Source organism: Streptomyces typhae (genome assembly GCF_009755605.1).
GTDB classification, from domain to species: Bacteria; Actinomycetota; Actinomycetes; order Streptomycetales; family Streptomycetaceae; genus Streptomyces; species Streptomyces typhae.
In genome coordinates, this window is sequence record NZ_WPNZ01000038.1 from 30,343 (window position 1) to 48,991 (window position 18,649).

Sequence of the window (18,649 nt, forward strand, 5' to 3'; positions counted from 1 at the left end):
ACTCCCGACCACAGTTCGACCCTGACGGGAAACGGGGCTACAGGCCCATCGGCAGGAGACCCGAGCCGACACAGGCCCCTCCCAAGCCTCCTCCGATCGCGGAACCGGGCGGCGACACCGCTGAGGAGGGCTGACTCAGCGGGCGCCAGCCGCACGGAACAAGCTGTCGGCCACTGCTTACGCCTCGCCCTCAGACCCGTCCTCGGGCGTGGCCCCGATCGAGGCCGTCCCCGGATCGGCCTGTTCCGTGTCCTCCATAGGCTCGGCGTACTTCGCGGCGAGCCGGGCGAGGTGCAGGGCTAGTGGAAGCTGGAGCGCGTTGGCATAGTCGTCCGGGAAGCGCTGCTGGTGGACGTACATGGCCCACTGCTCCGGAACGTCGCCTGCTTGGAGTGCCGCCATGCAGAGGTCCAAGATTTCGGGATTCCACGCTGGCGTACCTGGCATGCGTAGAGACCGTCCGGCTGCGTTCCGGTGCTCGGTGAACTTGCTGATGTCACGGGGGTGTCCGTGCTGGCTGGCCTTGTCTGAGGTGCTTTGGAAGAGACGATTGTCCGGCTGCGCGTCAGCGGGCACCCACAGGCCCTTGGCAACCCCGGCGCCCACGTCCCCGTCGGGTGCCCACCACTGCGGTGTCTCCTCCCGGTCGTGGCTAGCGATGCGGACTACCCGCAGGCGGCGGCCGTGCGCGGCGAGCCGCTGAAGTGGTCCGGCACCCAGGCTCAGGCGGTCGACGGCCAGCCCGGGGTTGGTTAGCCACGGCCAGCGCTGGCGGGTGTTCTGTGCGTGGGTGAGGACGAGGGTCGGCTCGCCACGCAACTTGTACAGCGTCTGCTTGACGAACAGGGCGGTTGCGTCCTCCTGCTGCTTCCGCGTCCTGAGATCTGTGCTGCGGATCTTTCCGGTGAGGCTGCGTAGCAGCTCGGGGTATGTCACCCAGTCCGACGTTTCCGCCGTACGGCCGAGCACACAGTCCTGGCCAGGACGGATGAGTACGGCGATCGGGGTGAACTGCGGGTACTTGTTGCCACGGCTGACGTTGCGCTTGACGAGCCAGAATGCGAGCTGGTTCAGGTCCTCCGGGATGGCCGCACCGAGTGAATGCTCGGGCAGGAACCGCGTGCCGAGCTGTCGCAGGCCATCGCTCCAGGCAGCCTTGGCCCGGTGCGGGTCCGAAACAGCCTCTGGCCTGGTGCCGTCCGGGTCCGGGAGGTCCAAGAACTGGCTGACCAGGCCGGCGTCAGCAAGCCCCACACGTAGCGCGGACTTGGGGTCCCTGGTGCGGCGCCGGAAGCCGTCCTTGCCCTCCAACTCGACGAATGCCAGCTGGGAATGCTTGCCCAGATCGGTCGCCCACGCGCGCATTGCGTCACGCACCGCACGCCGTCGCGCATCCATGGCGGCGTCCCACTCGTCGCCGCGCCGCAGAGTGCTGCCCTCACCCAGCGGGGCCACGAGTTCCCCGGCCCGCCGGACGTGGAGACGCACGGTCAGGTCGGGATGGTCCCACTGCCACAGGTCGGGGCCACCGGCCGTGCGGTGCTGTGCGAGGCCGAGGTTCTCCTCGGCAGCCGCGACCAGGTGGTCGCGCATGGTGTCGGTCTGGTGCAGCAGTACGGCGGTGAGCCCCGCAGGGCCGACGGCGCGCGCGAGAAGGGGGCGCCGTCGGGCGGCGTTGCGCGCCTGCCGCTCGGCATTCTCCCGGTCGATCCTCGCCTTGTCCTCGTCGGTGGCCTTCTTCGGCACGGAGGCGGTGGACTCGAGCACGTTGTGCGGAGTCTGGCGCCGGATCCCGCTGCGCCGGGATGTGCTGACGCACATGAACTCGGGGGACAGCGCCGCCGTGGCCCACTCCGTCAGGCGCCGTCGCTCCTGCGGCGCGATTCCGGCCTGTACTCCGTGTCGTCCCATCATCGTGTGGTGCACCACTGCGGCGGTGACGCCGTACCGGCCGGTGAGCCAGGTCTCCGGCTCCTTGGCCATGAGATCGGGTGAGGGGAAGCGGGGGACGGCAGAGATCTGGTCCAGCATCCCCTCCGGCCCGCCCTGAACCCACGCGTAGCCCCCGGTCTGGGGCACCCAGCGCAGGCCACCGACCGCGAACCGTTCCGGGGCAGGTCCGTCGGGCACAAGGCTCTGGTCTGCCAGCAGGTAGACGGAGGCGCGTCCCCGCTGCGGCAGCCAGACGGGACCACGTACCCATCGTCGTACACCGGTGGAGAGGTGGATGCGGGGAGTCGGGTCGAAGGGCACGGTGCGCAGACAGATCCGGATGTACGCGGAGTAGTTCCACACCTTGGCTTTCGCACCACGTCCGGTGGGGTGCTCCAACGGCGGCCAGGAGACGAGCTCGGCCCCGGGAGCTCCTGCGTCCATCGCGACCTGCCGGAACGAGAGCCGCTCGCCGAAGTGCTCGTAGGCCGGTTCCTGGCGTGCGATGCGGGCGGCGAGGACCTCGGGCAGAAGCCGCCACAGGTGGTCGGCGGGCACGGCGGTGCCGCCGTCACCAACAGTCTGCTCCAGCATGTCGACGCTGAGGAGATCCCACTCCAGGCCGTCGATGTCCAGCAGGGAAGCGGTCTCCTTGACTTTGGCGTGGCCCTCGGGGCCCGGCTGCAGATCGCGCAGCCAGGCGTGGATGAAGGTGCTCATCACCGCCTTGGGATAGGGACCGTTCGCGTACAGCCAGGGTCGGCCGTCGTCGAGTGGGGCCCTCTTGGCCACGGACACCAAGTCGGGGGCGACGGCGGCGATCACCTGATTGAGCCGCTTGATGGGCACCGACACCTTGCCGCGGTCGCGCCGCTCGGGCTTGCCGTGCTGCCAGTGGTCCTTGAGAGGGTCTCGCCAGGCACGAGGGAAGGCGAGTGCGTAGTGGGGCATGAGGAAGGGATCGCCGCCTGGTGTGGGGACGAAAGCGGCGGGCTGGATGTGGTCGTAGGCCATGGCGGGGTGGGTCTCCGTTCGAATCGGGGAGAAGCGTCAGTGAGTGTCATTCCGATGCGCGAAAGTGCATCGATGCGCTGGCGCGGGAGTGCCGGCGGGGGCGTCAGTCCATGTCCGCCAGTGCCTTGTACAGCGGCTCGTACAAGGCCTCGACCAGGGACTTGTTGATTTCGGGCACGGCGGATTCGGCACTGAAGTAGGGGGCGAGGAGTGCGCGCATGCTCGCCAGCAGGCTGGTGGCGGGGGTGTCGGTGGCTGCGAGGCCTGCCTCGCGCGGTGAGAAGGCGGCGTCGACGAATACGACGCGAGCGGGCACTCCGCCCCGCACAAGGCGGCCGATGACCTGCCACATCACGACCAGCTGGTCCCAGGTGAACGCCTCCTTCTCGGCCTTGGGGAGGCTGGTCCACGACAGTCGGCGAGTCAGGAAGCGGTTCCAGGCGTGTCGGGCGTCGCGCCGGAAGGCGAGCCCCGCCCGGTCGGGGGTGCCTTCCCGGCGGGCGAGGTGCCGCAGGCCCTCGCCCGGGCCACGGATCTGCCGCACCGCCCAGTCGTTGACGGCCTGCACGGCGAGCGCGATGTCGTCGGGGCGGGGGTGGGGGCGAGCCAGGAAGTAGACGGTGCCGATGGCTGCCTTGCCTCCGGAAACGACAATGTTGTGGCCGCGTTCTACGGCGAGGAGCGGGGCGACGAGGAGTTCCCCGTCGGCCTGGCCGCCGCGCGCCCAGCCCGCCACGTCGCCGCGTCGCAGAGCCTTCGCCTCGGCGGTACGCGGCAAGGCGCTCCAGGCCGTGTCGAGGTCGGCGTCGTCGGAGACGAGCCGGGAGACCCGACCGGCCCATTCGGGGTTCGAGTTGAGGTACTCGGCGGCCCTGCGGGCCTCCTCGTAGCTGCCGACGAGGAGCAGCAAGCGGCGCCTCTCGGGGTCTTCGATGTCGTCGAGTTCTTGCTGGAGGGCGCTGACCGAGCCGGTGAGGCCGCGGTCGGGCTCGGCGAGCTGGTGCAGCATCTGGACGAGGGCGGCCGGACGTTCCTCCGGGTCACAGCCGGACAGCCGCAGCGGTCTTGTACTTCCGGGCCAGTACAGAAACTCCTTGCGGAACTCTGTGTTGAGGATGGCGCGCACCTCCTCCTTACGCGGGCGAAGCACCGCGCCGACGTCGGCGTGCACGTGGTAGCGGCTGGAGGTGCCGGCCCAGCTGGTGGCGGACATCAGCATCAGGTGCGGGCCAGGCCGGCCGTCAACCGTCGGCAGGTCGGGCAGGCCGAGCAGGAGTTCGCGTCCCACACCGTTGCAGCGGAAGAAGCGCAATTCGCCGCTCTGCTCGCCCTCTCTTCTCCTCTCGTCCAGCTGGAACTGGAAGCCGAGGACGTTGCCCATGGGGGACTCGGGCATTACGGGCTCGTAGTCGCGGGGCGGGCGACGGGAGAGCACGTTGGAGGCGGACTCCAGATTGAGGGCCGCCTCGACGCGTTGCCAGAGCCCGGTCATGAAGTTGAGCCGGTGGTGCAGGGCGGCGAGGACCAAGGTGAGTTCGAACCGGGGCACGTGGGGGTCGGGTCCGTCGTCGAGTCGTACGGCACCGTTGAGGAGCCGCTCCAGCACGGGCCGCACCTGGGTGCGGGTGTCTGAGCCGTGAGGGGCGTGCAGCAGACCGAGGGTGAGATGGACGAGCTCGTTGACGAGCGCGGTCCCCGCCGGGTCCCCCTCGGGTTCGGTATCGGAGGTACGGGGCTGGAGCGGGTCGTCACGGAAACGGTTGAGTACGCCGTCGATCCGCTCGCGCTGCGCAAGGCGCTGGGCCTCGGGCATCCCCTCGGACACGGTGCTTTCGTCCACATCCTTGAGGTCGGGGAACCAGGCGTTGATGAGCCACTGGTGGAGGGTGACCGCGCTGAAGTAGTCCTGGGTGATCCAGTGGCGCAGCGCACGGTTCTGGATGAGGCGCGAGTACAGCCGGTCGGTGGCGTGGCGCACGGTGTGAGTAGCGTTCGTCCAGTCGTCGATGTCCCGCGCCGAGAGCTGGAGTCGCGCCTGACCGGCGAGTTCGGCAAGGGCGTGGGCAGCGACCTCGTCGATCCACGAGTTCGGGGCGCGTCCGGCGAGAGTGGTGGCGGGAGCGAACGCTGTGTCGAGCTGCATCTGCACCCGGTCCGCCTCGTCCACGATGACCAAGTCGCTCATCCGGCAGGCGAGTTCGAGGTAACGTAGCCGCTGCTGCTGAAGCTGTTCGGGCACAGCAGTGTGGACGAGACTCGCGGGAGTGGCCACCCATACCCGGGCGTCGACGAGTTGACGGGCCGAGTGATGGCGAGGGCAGCGGGACCACAGGGGGCAGCCGTGACGCTGCGGGCGTTCGTCGTCCGTGGACGCGGCACTCGCAGCGGGTTCGGCGGCCGCTGCCCCGTCGAGAGCCTCACCATCGTCATCAGGGTCTGTCTCGGAACCCTCCCTGGCGAACAGCCCTTCTCGCGGGTCCGCCGCCTCCGTGGGTGTCCGGCGCACCTCATAGAGGTTTCCGCATGGCGCTTCACCGACGCGCAGCGGTCGCTCCGCCTCCATGCCGCGCAGGGCGTCGAGTGGGCAGGCGCTATTGACGTGGTCGAAGCCGTCGTGCCAGTGGGTGAGGAGGCTCGGGGCGCCGCTCGACGCGATGCGTCGGTGGAGTCGCTGGATATGGCGCTCACGCGTGGAGTGGCCGAGTACGGGTGCGGTCGGCACGCCTAGGCGGTCCAGGAGTCCGGTGAGGGACAGAGCTTCGGCGACATCGCCGACGACGACGGTGATCCGCAGCCCGCGTTCGGTGACGGCCCAGAAGGTGAGGATGTCGCGCAGGGTGCTCTTGCCGGCGCCGACCATGCCGACGAGGTGGAGAAGCCGGTCGATACGCAGGGTGTCGCTCTGCTCGAACTTGCCCCGTCCTTCGTCGCGTACAAACAGCTCGACGCGCCTCAGGCGCTGCAGCCAGTGGCCACGCGCGGTGTCCGGGGCCTGTGACTCGATCGCGTCCATGCGGCGTGCGGCGGCCTCCAGCTCACGCCACTCGACGGTGATCGGCTCACCCTTGCCGGGCAGCGGCGCATCGAGGTCATGTGCGGCCGTCGGTCCGTCCGGAAGCAGGTCCTCGGTGAAGGTGACGGCGTACCGGCGGTCGCGGACGGGGAAGACGTAGTCTCCGGCCTGAGCGTGCGGCAGTCGGTGGCGCGCGTACGGGGGTGGCTCGCCGAGCACCTTCTCGTAGCGCTCGAAGCGGCGTGCGGCCCGCGCGGGCGAGCGACGCACGGGCACGGACTCCGCGGATGCGAGATCGTATCCGCGCAGTTCCTGGGGAACGGCGAGGTAGGACTCGAGAGCGAGCAGCCATTCCCGGCGCCTGCGCAGGGGCAGCAGGTAGTGCCGAGCTCGCCGGACGCGCAGTCGCTGCGCGTCGGTGGTGATGTCGCCGAACGCCTCCCCGAACGGGTAGCCACTGACGAGTGTCCACGTGTCGACGGCGGCTCGGCCCGGCATGACCGACTCCAGGAGGTACAGGCCGAGTTCCACATCGAGGAGATCGCCGGGGTTGAAGGAGCGGGGTCCGTCCTTCCATGCGTCTTTCAAGGGGGCGGTCAGCCCGCGGTGCCAACCGCTGCGGTCACGCATCGAGCTCTCCTTCCTGGGGTTTCGGTGTCGTTCGATGTATCCTCCGCGCCGGCCGGGCGGTTTCGGGCTCGGTGCGCCGCACGCTGCGGGCCAGGGTGCTTTTCGCCTGCCGCACGACCTCCTCGTCCGTGAGTAGGCTGACGTGGCCTTCGACTCCCTCGGGCAGATGGTGGTGGAAGACTTCGCGGTAGCCGTCCCTCTCGTTGAACCTGTAGGAGGGCACGACGAGCAGTCCCCGGTCGTAGGGCGGTTCGCCGCGCAGGGCGGTGGTGGTCCCGCCCAGCAGCGCGGGGTTGGCTCGGTCCTTGACGTCGATGCCCCATGCCCGGCCGTCAGGAAAGACGACACGGAGGTCGTACGCGTCGAAGTTGGGCCACATCGAGACGTCAAGGCCGAGTGCGACAAGCCGTCGTTCCAGGTCGGTCTCGGCCAGTCCGGGGCCGGTGATAAAGACGCGAAGCGGCCTGGTGAGGAGGTACAGACCGCCGTCGGCCCCGGGTTTGAGGCGTTCTCCGACGGCTACGGGCCTCCTGCGGCAACGGTCGAGCGTGCAGGCGTATCCGTCGTCCCGCAAGGGCACCAGCAGACATCCGCAACCGTCGCACAGCGTGCACTGCCCATGGCTGACATAGGCGGCGGTGACCGGCTCGTAGCACCGCTTCACGGTGTCGAGCAGCGGTGACAGGTCTAAGTAGGCGCTGAGCAGGGCGAGTTCGACACCGGTCAGGACGGGGCGCTCGATGAGCAGCCTACGGAAGGCGGTGTAGGAGTCGGGGGCTTTGGCCGCCCGGCACAGGGTGAGTGCCTCCTTGAGCAGTGCGTTCTCGATCTGCTCGGCAGCCGGATCGGGTGCGAAGACGGCCCACTCCAGGCACTCCTGGGCGGGTGCACCGGTGTCCGCGTCGACCAGCCGCAGGTCACCGATGTGCTGGTCTTCGAGGAGATACGGCCACCAGTCTGCCAGTGGGCGCGCAGCCGCCCACCGGGCGAGCTGCGGCACACTGCCGGGGGCCGGACGCCCGGTGCGCAGACAGACGAGTACGAGATGGTTGTAGGCGGCCTGCACGACATCGGGGTAGACGGGATCGGCGGGCGTGCGCAACTGGGACAGGCGTACCAAGGCGGTGGCGACCAGCCTCAGTAGTCGCTCGGACTCGGCACCTGCGACATCCGAGGGTTCAACGGCGGCCACGACGCACCTCCTCGGGGGCGCTCGCGCACCACTCGGTAACGGGGCAGGTGCGGCAGTGGGCGCCGGGCCTGGGCGTGAAGACCTCGTCACCGCGCCACGCATCGACGTACTCCCGCACAAGCCGACGGGCAGCTTCGACGCGCTTGGGCTCGTTGCACGGCTCGATGTACGAAGGGTCGCCACTGTCCGGCCGCAGCACCTCCAGCTCGACTCGTGAGCCCGTTGGGGTGCCGCCGAAGGCCCCGTCGGCAAGAAGGACGGCGGCGAGGGCGAGTTGCGGGTCGGTGGTGAAGGGGTCCCGGCTCATCCAAGCATCCGGGCTCTGAGTCGTCTTGGTCTCGCGCCACACCCATGAGCCATGCTCCAGGTAGAGCAGGTCCGGTTTCACGATCAGGACGGCATGGGCGTGCGGATCGTAGAAGGCGCGGCGGGGCTCGGGTAGCACGGTCGTGACGCCGTCGTTGAGGAACGGGCACATGTCGATGTGCTGGGCGAGCATCCTGGACCCGATGCGAGCCCACTCGCCGGTCATGCGCAGCTCCCCGTCACCCCAGGCGGTGTCGCTCCAGGGCATGTCCGCGCCCCCACACGGCGTCAGGAGACCGCTGCTGTGGTTGGCCTCCAGATGGGCGTGGATGGCCTTGCCGAGCTGGTTCTCCGGGGAGTACTCGCGGGTGCGGGGGAGGTGCTGAGCGTAGGAGAAGTACATCTGCGGACACTTGCGGTAGTAGCGCAGGTGGCTGGCGGACAGCTCCCGCAGCGGGAAGGGGCCTCGGCCGGCGGGGATGCCGAGCAGGCCGGGCAAACGAACCGGAGCGTCACAGGTCTCCAGCCGGCGGCAGCCCGCGCAGCTGCCGCCGGGCGTTGCGGGGCCGCCGCCCACGATCTCCTTGACGCGCGCTTCGGCATGCTGTTTGTAGTAGGCGCGGACCTGGTCGGGCCCGCCCTCGAAGAGGAGCCGGTACGAGCCGTCGTGCAGCCCGGTGAGGGCCACACGCACGTGGTCGACGGGCTCGGCACCGAGCAGCCGATACGGGTGCCAGGGCTTGGCGCCCTGCCGTGCGGGTTCCCCGAGGGCGGCGGCGAGGGCGGCGATCGCGATGCGGTCCTTCGGGACGGATCGGGGGTCGGCGCTGCCGTAGCAGAGGAAGGAGAACTCGCGAAGCCGCCGTCCCGGGTTGTGGTGGCAGGCCCCCCAGCCGGTCAGCTCCCACGTCCGCCCGTCTACCTCCCGCATCCGCACCCACGGGCCGGCAGCGGGAATCACAGGAGGCGCCTCCTTGGGCCGGTCGCGTTCGAGCCATCGCTCTACGGCGTGCCGTAGGAAGCGGTGCTGGGCCCGGTGGAGGGAACGCCCGGCAGAGTCTTCGGCCTGCCGCACGGCGTCTTGTGGGGCCATGCCCTCGCACTCGACGCGTCGCACAGCGGCCAGGACGAGGCCGAGGACGAAGTTCTCCAGATACGGCTTCGGCCGCTCGATGCGGCGGCCAGGCCAGGCGTTCGGCCGCGTTTTGCCCTCCGCGAAGCGCAGGCAGGTGTACTGGCCGTCCGTCGCGTGCGAAGCCTGCACCCGAATCAGCGCGCCGCTGCCGGTCATCCCCTCCGGGGGCGGCCACTCCGGCACCGCCGCCCCGCCCCTGCCACTGTCCTGCACGGTCCGTCTCCCTTGGCAACTGCGGTGCCTACGGCACACCCCACCCGTCGCTGCGGCCCCCTGAGGCGACCGTGGTGAGACCGTACCATCCGAGAGCGTGAACATAGCCAACCAAGACATGTGATCTAGAGTCCCTTCTATTGTGATCCTGGCCATCGCACTCGAATTCACGTAGGGTCGACCGCGCACCACCCCCCCGAGCTGCCGGAAGACGAGGAGCCGAGGAGTATGACGACAGGCCGAGTGGAGGTGACCGCGGCGGACATCGCCCGGTTCGCCGAGGTGAAACCGACTGCCGTCAGCAACTGGCGCAAGCGGCACGACGACTTCCCCCAGCCCGTGGGCGGCACCGACCGCAGCCCCCGATTCGACCTCGCCGAGGTCGAGGAGTGGCTCGGGCGCCAGGGCAAGGCCCGGCGTATCGCGGTGGCCGAGCGGCTGTGGCAGAGCTTCGAGTCCGCAAGGGCCGGCAGTGCTGCCGAGGACGCCCTGGCCCTCACCGGCCTGCTTTTGTTCCATCTCCACCGCTACCCCGGTGCACAGAGCCCGCGGGACAAGGCGGACCTGGTCCGGATGATGGAGCGCGCCGAGCACACCTTCGCCGAGGCTCCCGGCGGCACGGTCGGTAGTCTCGGTGAACTCCTCAGCTCCCTTCAGTACGAGCTCGGCACTCGGCTGCTGGCCCTCCTGGCCACCGCCGCCGAGGCCGCGGCAGCCGACGGCGCGCGCGCCACTTTCGACGACCTGTGCGCCCGCTTCCTGCACCAGGGCCCCCGCTCCGGCCTCGCCGCCACCCCCCGTGGGCTCGCCGACCTAATGGTTACCCTCGCCGGGCCGCCCACTGAGGGTCCGGTTCTCGACGCCTCCTGCGGTAGCGGAACGTTCCTCCTCGCCGCCGCTGAACTGGGTGCAACCCCCGTTCGGGGCCAGGAGCTCAGCCACTCCCTCGCCCTCCTCGCCGCCCTCCGGCTGGCCTTCCGCAACACCGATCCGGCAGCGACGGCCGTCTCCTTCGACGTGCACACCGGCGATTTCCTGCGTCGCCCCGCGTTCCGCCCCGGGCGCGCGACGGCCGTCGTCGGTCACCCACCGTTCGCCGACCGCAACTGGGGCCACGAAGAACTCGTCGACCATGTGGGCTGGGAGTACGGCATCCCACCGCGCGGCGAGTCGGAACTGGCCTGGATCCAGCAGGCCCTGGCCCATGCTGCTCCGGGTGCGCCCGTGGTCCTCCTCTTGCCCCCGGCGGTCGCCTTCCGTACGTCCGGTCGCCGCATCCGCCAGGAACTTCTGCGCCGTGGAGCGCTACGCGCGGTGATTTCCCTTCCCGCCGGGTACGCGGCCCATTACGCACTCGCCTTGCAGATCTGGGTTCTGCGCCGCCCTGAACCGGGTGAACTTCCTCCTGCCCGCGTCCTGTTGGCAGACAGCGGGGAGGAGCAGGACCCGCGCATGCTGATCCAGGATCTCTGGGCTCGGTACGTGGCGGCGGCCGATGGCGATGCCTTCTCGTTCCCGGAACGCCCCGGCGTGGCTCGACTGGTCCCCGTGATGGATCTCCTCGACGACGACGTGGACCTGACCCCTCGCCGCCATCTGCCCCAGTCCGCCACACTCGGCGTGAGTGCCGAAACTCTGGACGCGGGCCGCACCGCCGTGGACGAGACCCTGCGCGTGCTCAGGTCCGCGCTGCCCACCGTCGGCGCGCTCCCTGACCTGCCGGACCTGACGGAGGCAGCGCGCGCGGGCGTCCGCATCGCCACCCTCGCCGAGCTGGCCAAGAGCGGCGTTGTGGTGCTGCGCCGCCCCGCCCACACGGAGCGCCAACGTCCGGCTGCCGATGCCCACCGTGGGCAGACCGGCTCTGCTCCGCCCCCCACCCCTGGCCCCGGGGAGGCTCTCTTTCTCACCGCGCGAGACGTTGTGACCGGTCGGCGGCCGTCCGAGGTCGGTCCAGCCCCCGACGACATCGTCCAGCACCAGCCGGTGCGCGTCGGTGACGTCTTGCTGCCCGTAACCGCCCGCAGCGTCGTAGCCCGCGTCGCCACCGCCGAGGATGCGGACGCCTACCCGGCGGCCACCCTGCACCACATCCGCGTGGCCAACACCGACATCCTGGATCCCTGGTACCTGGCCGGCTTCCTCTCCAGCGTGGAAGGCGCGCACCAGGCCGCCTCCACCGCCAGCAGTCTCGGTTCCCACACCCGCCTGGACCCGCGCCGTGTCCGTGTCCCACTGTTCCCCATTGACCGGCAGCGCGCGTACGGGGCGGCGTTCCGCGCCGTGGCCGACTTCAGCCGCCTCCTGCGCACGGTGCACGACATGGGGCAGGATCTGGCCAGGGATGCCACGGAGGCAGTGGCGGGGGCACTGCGCGGCCGGGGCGGTGCGGAGGCCCACGACGCGCCGGCGGGTGCACGGGCCGACGTTGCTCGGTGAATCCCCGCTCTTGCCGCCACCGGCCCGGCTTTCCCGGTGCCCCCGAGTTCCCCTGACCCCAACTCCCAAGAAGTGTAAGGACGTACGGACGTGGTGACCGATCCGAAGGCCCAAGCCGCCGCGGAGTACGCACAGGCGACGAAGCTCGCGAACCTCATCTGGGAGGTGGCGGACTTGTTGCGGGGCGAGTACAAGCGCTCGGACTACGGCAAGGTGATCCTGCCGTTCACTGTGCTGCGGCGCCTTGAATGCGTGCTGGCGCCGACGCGAAACGAGGTGGCCGCCGAGTTCAGGCGTCTGACGGGTCTGGGGAGGAACCCTCACCCGTTCCTGCCGGCCAAGTCCGGCCATTCCTTCTACAACACGACGCGCCTCACGCTCGCCTCTATCGTGGGCGGCCATGAGGAGGAGAAAGCCAATCTGCCGCGGTACGTCCAGGGATTCTCACCGGATGCCTACGACGTGTTCCTGAAGTTCCGCTTCGAGGAGCAGATCCAGCACCTTGTCGACACGAAGCTCCTCCACAAGGTCATGGCCGCTTTCGCAGGTTACAACCTTCACCCCACGGCGATCTCCAACCACGTCATGGGGTACGCCTTCGAGGAACTCATCCGGAAGTTCTCCGAGGAGTCCAACGAAACCGCCGGTGAGCACTTCACACCGCGCGAGGTCATCCAGCTGATCACCCGCCTCCTCATCACCCCGGACCTCGGGGAACTCAAGGTCGGCAGACCCACGCGCACCATCTACGACCCGACGGCTGGCACGGGCGGCATGCTCAACGCGGGTCAGGATGTGATCCACGAGCACAACACAGACGCCGACGTGTATGTGTTCGGGCAGGAACTCAACCCCGAGTCCTGGGCGATCTGTCGCTCCGACATGATGATCAAGAATCAGGACATCGAGCGTATTCAGCTCGGCAACACCCTCAGCAATGACAAGTTCGAGGACCTCCGCTTCGACTACATGCTCTCCAACCCGCCGTTCGGTGTGGCGTGGAAGAAGGTACAGAAGGAGGTCGAGGACGAGCGGGACAACCTGGGATACCGAGGCCGCTTCGGCGCGGGTACTCCACGCATCAGCGACGGCTCGCTGCTGTTCCTCCAACATATGATCTTCAAGATGCGACCTGTGGAGGAGGGCGGCAGTCGCATCGGCATCGTCTTCAACGGCTCGCCGCTCTTCAGCGGAGCGGCGGGGTCCGGCGAGTCCGAGATTCGCCGCTGGATCCTCACGAAGGACTGGCTGGAGGCTGTGGTCGCGCTCCCCGACCAGCTCTTCTACAACACCGGTATTTCCACGTACTTCTGGATCCTCACCAACCGCAAGGCCTCCGCCCACAAGGGCAAGGTCATGCTGGTCGACGCCCGCGACCAGTGGGTCAAGATGCGAAAGTCCCTCGGGGACAAGCGGAAGGTGATCAGCGAGGAGCAGATCACGCATGTGATGAAGCTCTACGCCGACGGCCTGGAGATCGCTGAGAACGAGTCTCACGCGTTCCACGGCAAGGTCAAGCTCTTCGACAACGACGACTTCGGCTACCAGCGCATTACCGTCGAACGCCCGCTGAAGCTGCGCTTCGAGGTGACCGAGGAGACGCTGGAGGAGGCCCGCGAGTCCAAGGGCATGATCAAGCACTTCGGGGAGGCGGGCGTCGAGTACTTCGCGGACGCTCTGAAGCCGCTTCTCGGGAAGACGTGGCCGGGGAAGAAGCTCGCTTGGGCGGCGGTCAACGCGGCCCTCGCCGAGGCCCGCATTCCGTGGAGCCGCAACACCTCCTTCCAGAAGGCGCTGCGTGAGGTCATCGGCGTGCGCGACCCGGAGGGGGAGGTGCAAATGAAGAATGGTGAGCCGGAACCAGACCCTGAGTTGCGCGACTACGAGAACGTGCCATTGGACCAGGACGTGAATCAGTACCTCAAGGACGAGGTGCTGCCGCACGTGCCCGACGCATGGATCGACCACGAGAAGACGAAGATTGGCTACGAAATCCCATTCACCCGCCACTTCTACGTGTACGAGCCGCCGCGCCCGCTGGCGGAGATCGACGCGGAGCTGAAGGGACTGGAGAAGCGGATTCAGGGGTTGTTGGGGAAGGTGGCAGAGTGAGCCTAACTCAGGTCGCTCCATGGCTTGCTGACTCACAGTGGCCTACGGTACCAATCCGACTTGTCGCGCGACTGGGATCCGGCCATACACCGAGCCGAAGCAACCCCGAGTACTGGCGAGACTGCACCATTCCGTGGATTACCTTGGCTGACGTTTGGCAGTTGCGCAGCAACCAAGTTGATTTCATCACGGAGACGAAGGAGAAGATCAGTAAACTCGGCGAGGCGAACTCTGCTGCGGTCAGGCATCCTGCGGGCACGGTAATTCTCTCCCGTACCGCGTCAGTTGGCTTCTCGGCGATAATGGGACGAGATATGGCCACAAGTCAGGACTTCGCAACTTGGACTTGCGGGCCGCGACTCGATCCCCGCTTTCTGTTGCATGCACTGCGAGCTATGGCTCCGGACCTCAAGCGGATCGCAGCCGGTTCCACGCACAAGACGATCTATATGCCAGACGTTGAACAGTTGAGAGTGCCGTTGCCCTCGCTAGACGTACAACAGCGCATCGCCGATTTCCTCGACACCGAGACGGCGCGTTTCGACCAGGTCCACGAACTCCGTAAGCAGCAGATGAACATGGTCGATGAAGGTGCCATTTCGCGCGCATATGCCGCCGTGCGCGGAGAGTTCGTGGATGGTCCCCGCAAGGACAGTAAGCTTTCTTGGATCGGAACGGTCCCCGCCTCATGGCGGGTCGCCGCCGTCTCGCATCACTTTGAGGTCGAGCTCGGGAAGATGCTCAATGAGGAGCGGGCAAAGGGGCAACACCTGCGCCCTTATCTCCGTGTCGCCAACGTGCAGTGGGATCACGTGGACGTGGAGGAATTGGCGCAGATGAATTTCCCCCCGCATGAGAGGCGGCGCTATCGTCTGCGCGAGGGTGACGTACTCGTGTGTGAAGGCGGTAGTTGGCCGGGCCGAGCTGCTGTCTGGGACAGTCAGGGTCTCGAGATGTACTACCAGAAGGCACTGCACCGGATCCGCCCTCGTGGGACTGATCTTCCACGCTGGCTGTATTACTGCCTGCTGGTTGCCGAACGGCTCCGCGTGTTCGCCGTGCAAGGCAATGCGAGCACGATGACCCACCTCACCCGCGAGCAACTCCGCCCGCAGCGCTTTCCGTTCCCTGACCCAGCCACTCAGCGAAAGCTCGTTGAGAAGCTCGACGCGGCAGCACAGACCGACCGTGAGGTTAAAGACCTTCTCCAGCATCAACTCGACGTGCTCGCTGAACGCCGCCAGGCCCTGATCACCGCAGCAGTAACCGGCCGACTCGACGTCACCACCGCCCGAGGAGTGGAGGCCCCGTGACCCGCAACAACGCCCCCGCTGCCACCGCTCCCGTACAACCCCGCCCGGACTCCGAGTACGCCTTCGAACGGACCATCGTCGAAGCCCTCACTGCCTCCGATTGGCACGAAGGCGAGCGGGGGGAGGGCGCCTACAACCCCGAGCTCGGTCTCGACACGGCCCAGTTGTGGATCTTCCTTGGCGCCACGCAACCCGCCGTCCTGGAGCGACTCAAGGAGTTCACCGCCGAGGCGGGGAGCCCCGAAGCCGCCGGCATCGCCATGCGTGAGTTCGGCAAGCTGGTCGCCCGCGAAATCGACGCGCGCGGCACGCTCGACGTGCTGCGCAACGGCGTCAAGGACCGCGGCCTGCACATCGAACTCGCCTACTTCCGGCCTGCGCACGCCATCGCCGAGGACGCGTTCCGTAACTACCGGAGCAACCGCCTGACGGTGACCCCCCGCCTGCGCTACGCGCCCGACCACACCCGGGAACTCGACCTAGTCCTGTTCCTCAACGGGCTTCCCCTCGCGACGGCCGAACTTAAGAGCTCAGCGTCCCAAAACCCCCAGAACGTCGAGGATGCGAAGCGCCAGTACCGCACCACTCGTGACCCGAAAGACCTGATCTTCGCCAAGCGGGCCCTTGTGCACTTCGCGGTCGACGAGATGCTCGTCTTCCTCACCACCCGCCTTCAGGGCGAGAAGACGCTCTTCCTCCCCTTCAACCAGGGGTCGAAGGGACCCGGTAATCCTGGAGGCGCAGGCAACCCGCCCCTTCCCGACAGTGAGAACGGACCGGCCTACCGCACCGCCTACCTCTGGGAGGAGGTCTGGCAGCCGGACAACTGGATGGCGATCGTCAAGCGGTTCCTGCATGTCGAGGACCCAAGGAACAAGAAGGGCGCTGCGAAGAGCGGGCGGCCGCGTCGCGTGTCCGTGCACAACCGGACCCTGATCTTCCCCCGCTACCATCAGTGGGACGCCGTCCGCCGTCTCACCATTCACGCCGCGTACCACGGCTCGGGCCAGAACTACCTCGTCGAGCACTCCGCCGGTTCCGGCAAGTCCAACACCATCGGCTGGCTCGCTCACCACCTCTCCGTGCTGCACGGCTCCGCCGAGCCGGGCGCGCTCGATCCGAAGGCGGTCGCCGAAGAGCGTATCGAGGCCGACAAGCCTGTCTTCCACAAGATCGTGGTTGTCACGGACCGGACCGTCCTGAACGACCAGCTCCAGGACACCATCTACCAGTTCGACCACACGCCGGGCGTGGTCCGCCGGGTAAAAGGGACCGAAGGCGCCAAGTCTCAGCAGGTCGCCCAAGCCCTCGGCGACACCGGCACGAAGATCATAATCGTCACGGCGCAGACCTTCCCTCACATCCTCGAAGGCGTCACCGGCCTGCAGGACAAGCGAATCGCGATCATCGTGGACGAGGCCCACTCCGGCCAGACCGGCAGCTCTGTGCCCAAGATGCGCAAGGTGCTGCGCGGACTCGGAGCGAAGGACCAGGCCGGCAAGGACGAGGAGGAGTTCCTGACCTCCTCCGCTGCCGCACGCCAGATGCACCCGATGCTGTCGTACTTCGCCTTCACCGCGACGCCCAAAAAGAAGACGCTCAACCTCTTCGGTGTCACCGACCCGGACACCAAGCTCAAGCGCGGGTTCCACCTCTATTCCATGAAGCAGGCCATCGAGGAGGGCTTCATCCTCGACCCCCTGCGCAACTACACCCGTTACACGACCCATTGGCGGGTCGCCAAGGACGGTGCCGAGCAGATCGAGGTGGACGAGGGCAAGGCAAAGGGCGAGCTCGCCAAGTTCGTCTATCTCAACCCGACCACCCTCGCCCAGCATGCCGAGATCATCGTCGAGCACTTCGCCGTGCACGGGCGCCGCAGGCTCGGCGGGCGGGCCAAGGCGATGGTCGTCACCCGGTCCCGGCAGGCGGCGTACAAGATGTACGAACATCTGGTGCAGGCCACCAAGGACCTGGACTGCGCGGACCTCGGCGTCCTCGTCGCGTTCTCCGGCGAGCTGGAGGTGGAGAAAGAGATCGACGGAGTCGTCACCAGGGTCAAGGTCACTGAGTCCGAGCTCAACGGTGTCTCCGAGAAGGAACTCCCCGACGCCTTCGCCTACACCCGCGCCGATGACCGCTACGCCGCCCTGCGCACCGGAAAACCGGGCGGCGCGCCCTTGCGCACCGAGTACCGCATCCTCGTCGTCGCGGAGAAGTACCAGACTGGCTTCGACCAGCCGCTCCTCACCCACATGTACATCGAGAAGCCGCTGACCGACGTCGCCGCCGTCCAGACCCTCTCCCGCCTCAACCGCACCCACCCGCGCAAGAGCCAGGAGGATCTGTTCGTCCTGGACTTCGTCAACGACCCCGCGGACATTAAGAAGGAGTACGCCCCCTACTTCAAGGAGGCCCGCACCGAACCCGCCGACGTCAACCTCCTCTACGCTTCCCAGCGCAAGGTGATGAACCACCAGTTGCTGTACGAGGACGAGATGAACGCCTTCGTCCGGGCCCTGGCCACCGCGCAGTCCGCCAACGGGGCCGCCACCATCGGTGAGCCCGGCGCCCGCCGCTGGGAGAAGGCCCACGCAGCCCTCTACCGCCACACCGACGCCGCCCGTGCTCGCTTCGTGGAGCGCCAGGAACAGGACTGGGACGCCGCCGAGGAATTCCGCGCCGACCTGCGCGGCTTCCTACGCCAATACGGCTTCCTGTCCCAGCTCATGCCGCGCGTCGACATCGGCCTCGAACGCCTCTACCTCTACGGCAAACACCTCGCCAACATCCTGCCCCCGCCCCCGTACGACCCCTCCCTCGACATAGGGGAGATGGACCTCACGCACATGCGGGTTACCAAGGTCGGCGACTACGACATCAGCCTCACCGACGACGACGTCGAGGACCTCGCCCCCTACGGTGCCGAAGGCGTGGGCGGCCACCGAGACCCGGACAAGATCCTCCTTTCCGAGCTCATCGAGGAGTTCAACGTCCGCTACGGCCTTGGGCTGAGCGAAGCTGACCGTGTGATGTACGAGGAGCGCATCGTCGCCGCCGCGGAAGATCCGGACCTGGAGGATGCCGCCGTCGCCGCCCGCAACGAGGGAGACTTCGAGCACCCCTTCAACAAGAGGTTCCGTGACATCATGATCGAACGGGCCGAGGCGGACACCAAGTTCACCGAACGCTACTTCTCCGATGCCGAATTTCAGGGGCAGCTCCTCCAGGAGGCCCGTACGGCCGCGTACCGTCTGATCCGGCGCCGCCACAACCTCCCCGACACCCACTGAGCCCACTGCGGGCGTATGGCGAAGGGGCGGCTACCAGATGACGCCCACCAGGAGCCG

Annotated in this window: 8 protein-coding genes; 4 read left to right on the top strand and 4 right to left on the bottom strand. The window is 67.9% G+C overall.

Going from position 1 to position 18,649, the window contains the following annotated elements:
* Positions 1-177: 177 nt before the first annotated feature.
* From GPA10_RS40075 to GPA10_RS43560, 4 genes are all read right to left on the bottom strand, one after another.
* Positions 178-2,946: a pPIWI_RE module domain-containing protein gene (locus GPA10_RS40075; RefSeq protein WP_157169715.1), complete on the bottom strand. Its 2,769-nt coding sequence runs from the start codon at positions 2,944-2,946 to the stop codon at positions 178-180.
* 103 nt (positions 2,947-3,049) lie between these two features.
* The gene (locus tag GPA10_RS40080; RefSeq protein ID WP_157169716.1) at positions 3,050-6,589 is read right to left on the bottom strand and encodes a pPIWI_RE_Z domain-containing protein; all 3,540 of its coding nucleotides are present in this window, start codon (positions 6,587-6,589) and stop codon (positions 3,050-3,052) included.
* Positions 6,582-7,781 carry a pPIWI_RE_Y domain-containing protein gene (locus GPA10_RS40085; RefSeq protein WP_198351853.1) on the bottom strand — a complete coding sequence of 400 codons (1,200 nt, stop codon included), beginning with the start codon at positions 7,779-7,781 and terminating at the stop codon, positions 6,582-6,584. The genes GPA10_RS40080 and GPA10_RS40085 overlap by 8 nt, the downstream gene beginning before the upstream one ends.
* Positions 7,768-9,435: a PD-(D/E)XK nuclease family protein gene (locus tag GPA10_RS43560; RefSeq protein ID WP_157169717.1), complete on the bottom strand. Its 1,668-nt coding sequence runs from the start codon at positions 9,433-9,435 to the stop codon at positions 7,768-7,770. The genes GPA10_RS40085 and GPA10_RS43560 overlap by 14 nt, the downstream gene beginning before the upstream one ends.
* A gap of 228 nt (positions 9,436-9,663) precedes the next feature.
* Here GPA10_RS43560 and GPA10_RS40095 point away from each other — a divergent pair, with 228 nt between their 5' ends.
* The 4 genes from GPA10_RS40095 to GPA10_RS40110 all read left to right on the top strand — a co-directional run bounded on the left by GPA10_RS40095 (position 9,664) and on the right by GPA10_RS40110 (position 18,592).
* Positions 9,664-11,874: an N-6 DNA methylase gene (locus tag GPA10_RS40095; RefSeq protein ID WP_157169718.1), complete on the top strand. Its 2,211-nt coding sequence runs from the start codon at positions 9,664-9,666 to the stop codon at positions 11,872-11,874.
* 93 nt (positions 11,875-11,967) lie between these two features.
* Complete coding sequence (locus tag GPA10_RS40100) at positions 11,968-13,986, top strand: type I restriction-modification system subunit M (protein WP_343041858.1); 2,019 nt, start codon at positions 11,968-11,970, stop codon at positions 13,984-13,986.
* Positions 13,983-15,299, top strand: coding sequence for a restriction endonuclease subunit S (locus GPA10_RS40105; RefSeq protein ID WP_198351854.1), 1,317 nt, complete (start codon positions 13,983-13,985; stop codon positions 15,297-15,299). The genes GPA10_RS40100 and GPA10_RS40105 overlap by 4 nt, the downstream gene beginning before the upstream one ends.
* Entirely contained in the window at positions 15,296-18,592 is a 3,297-nt protein-coding gene (locus GPA10_RS40110) for a type I restriction endonuclease subunit R (RefSeq protein ID WP_343041859.1), read from the top strand. The genes GPA10_RS40105 and GPA10_RS40110 overlap by 4 nt, the downstream gene beginning before the upstream one ends.
* The last annotated feature ends 57 nt before the right edge of the window (positions 18,593-18,649 follow it).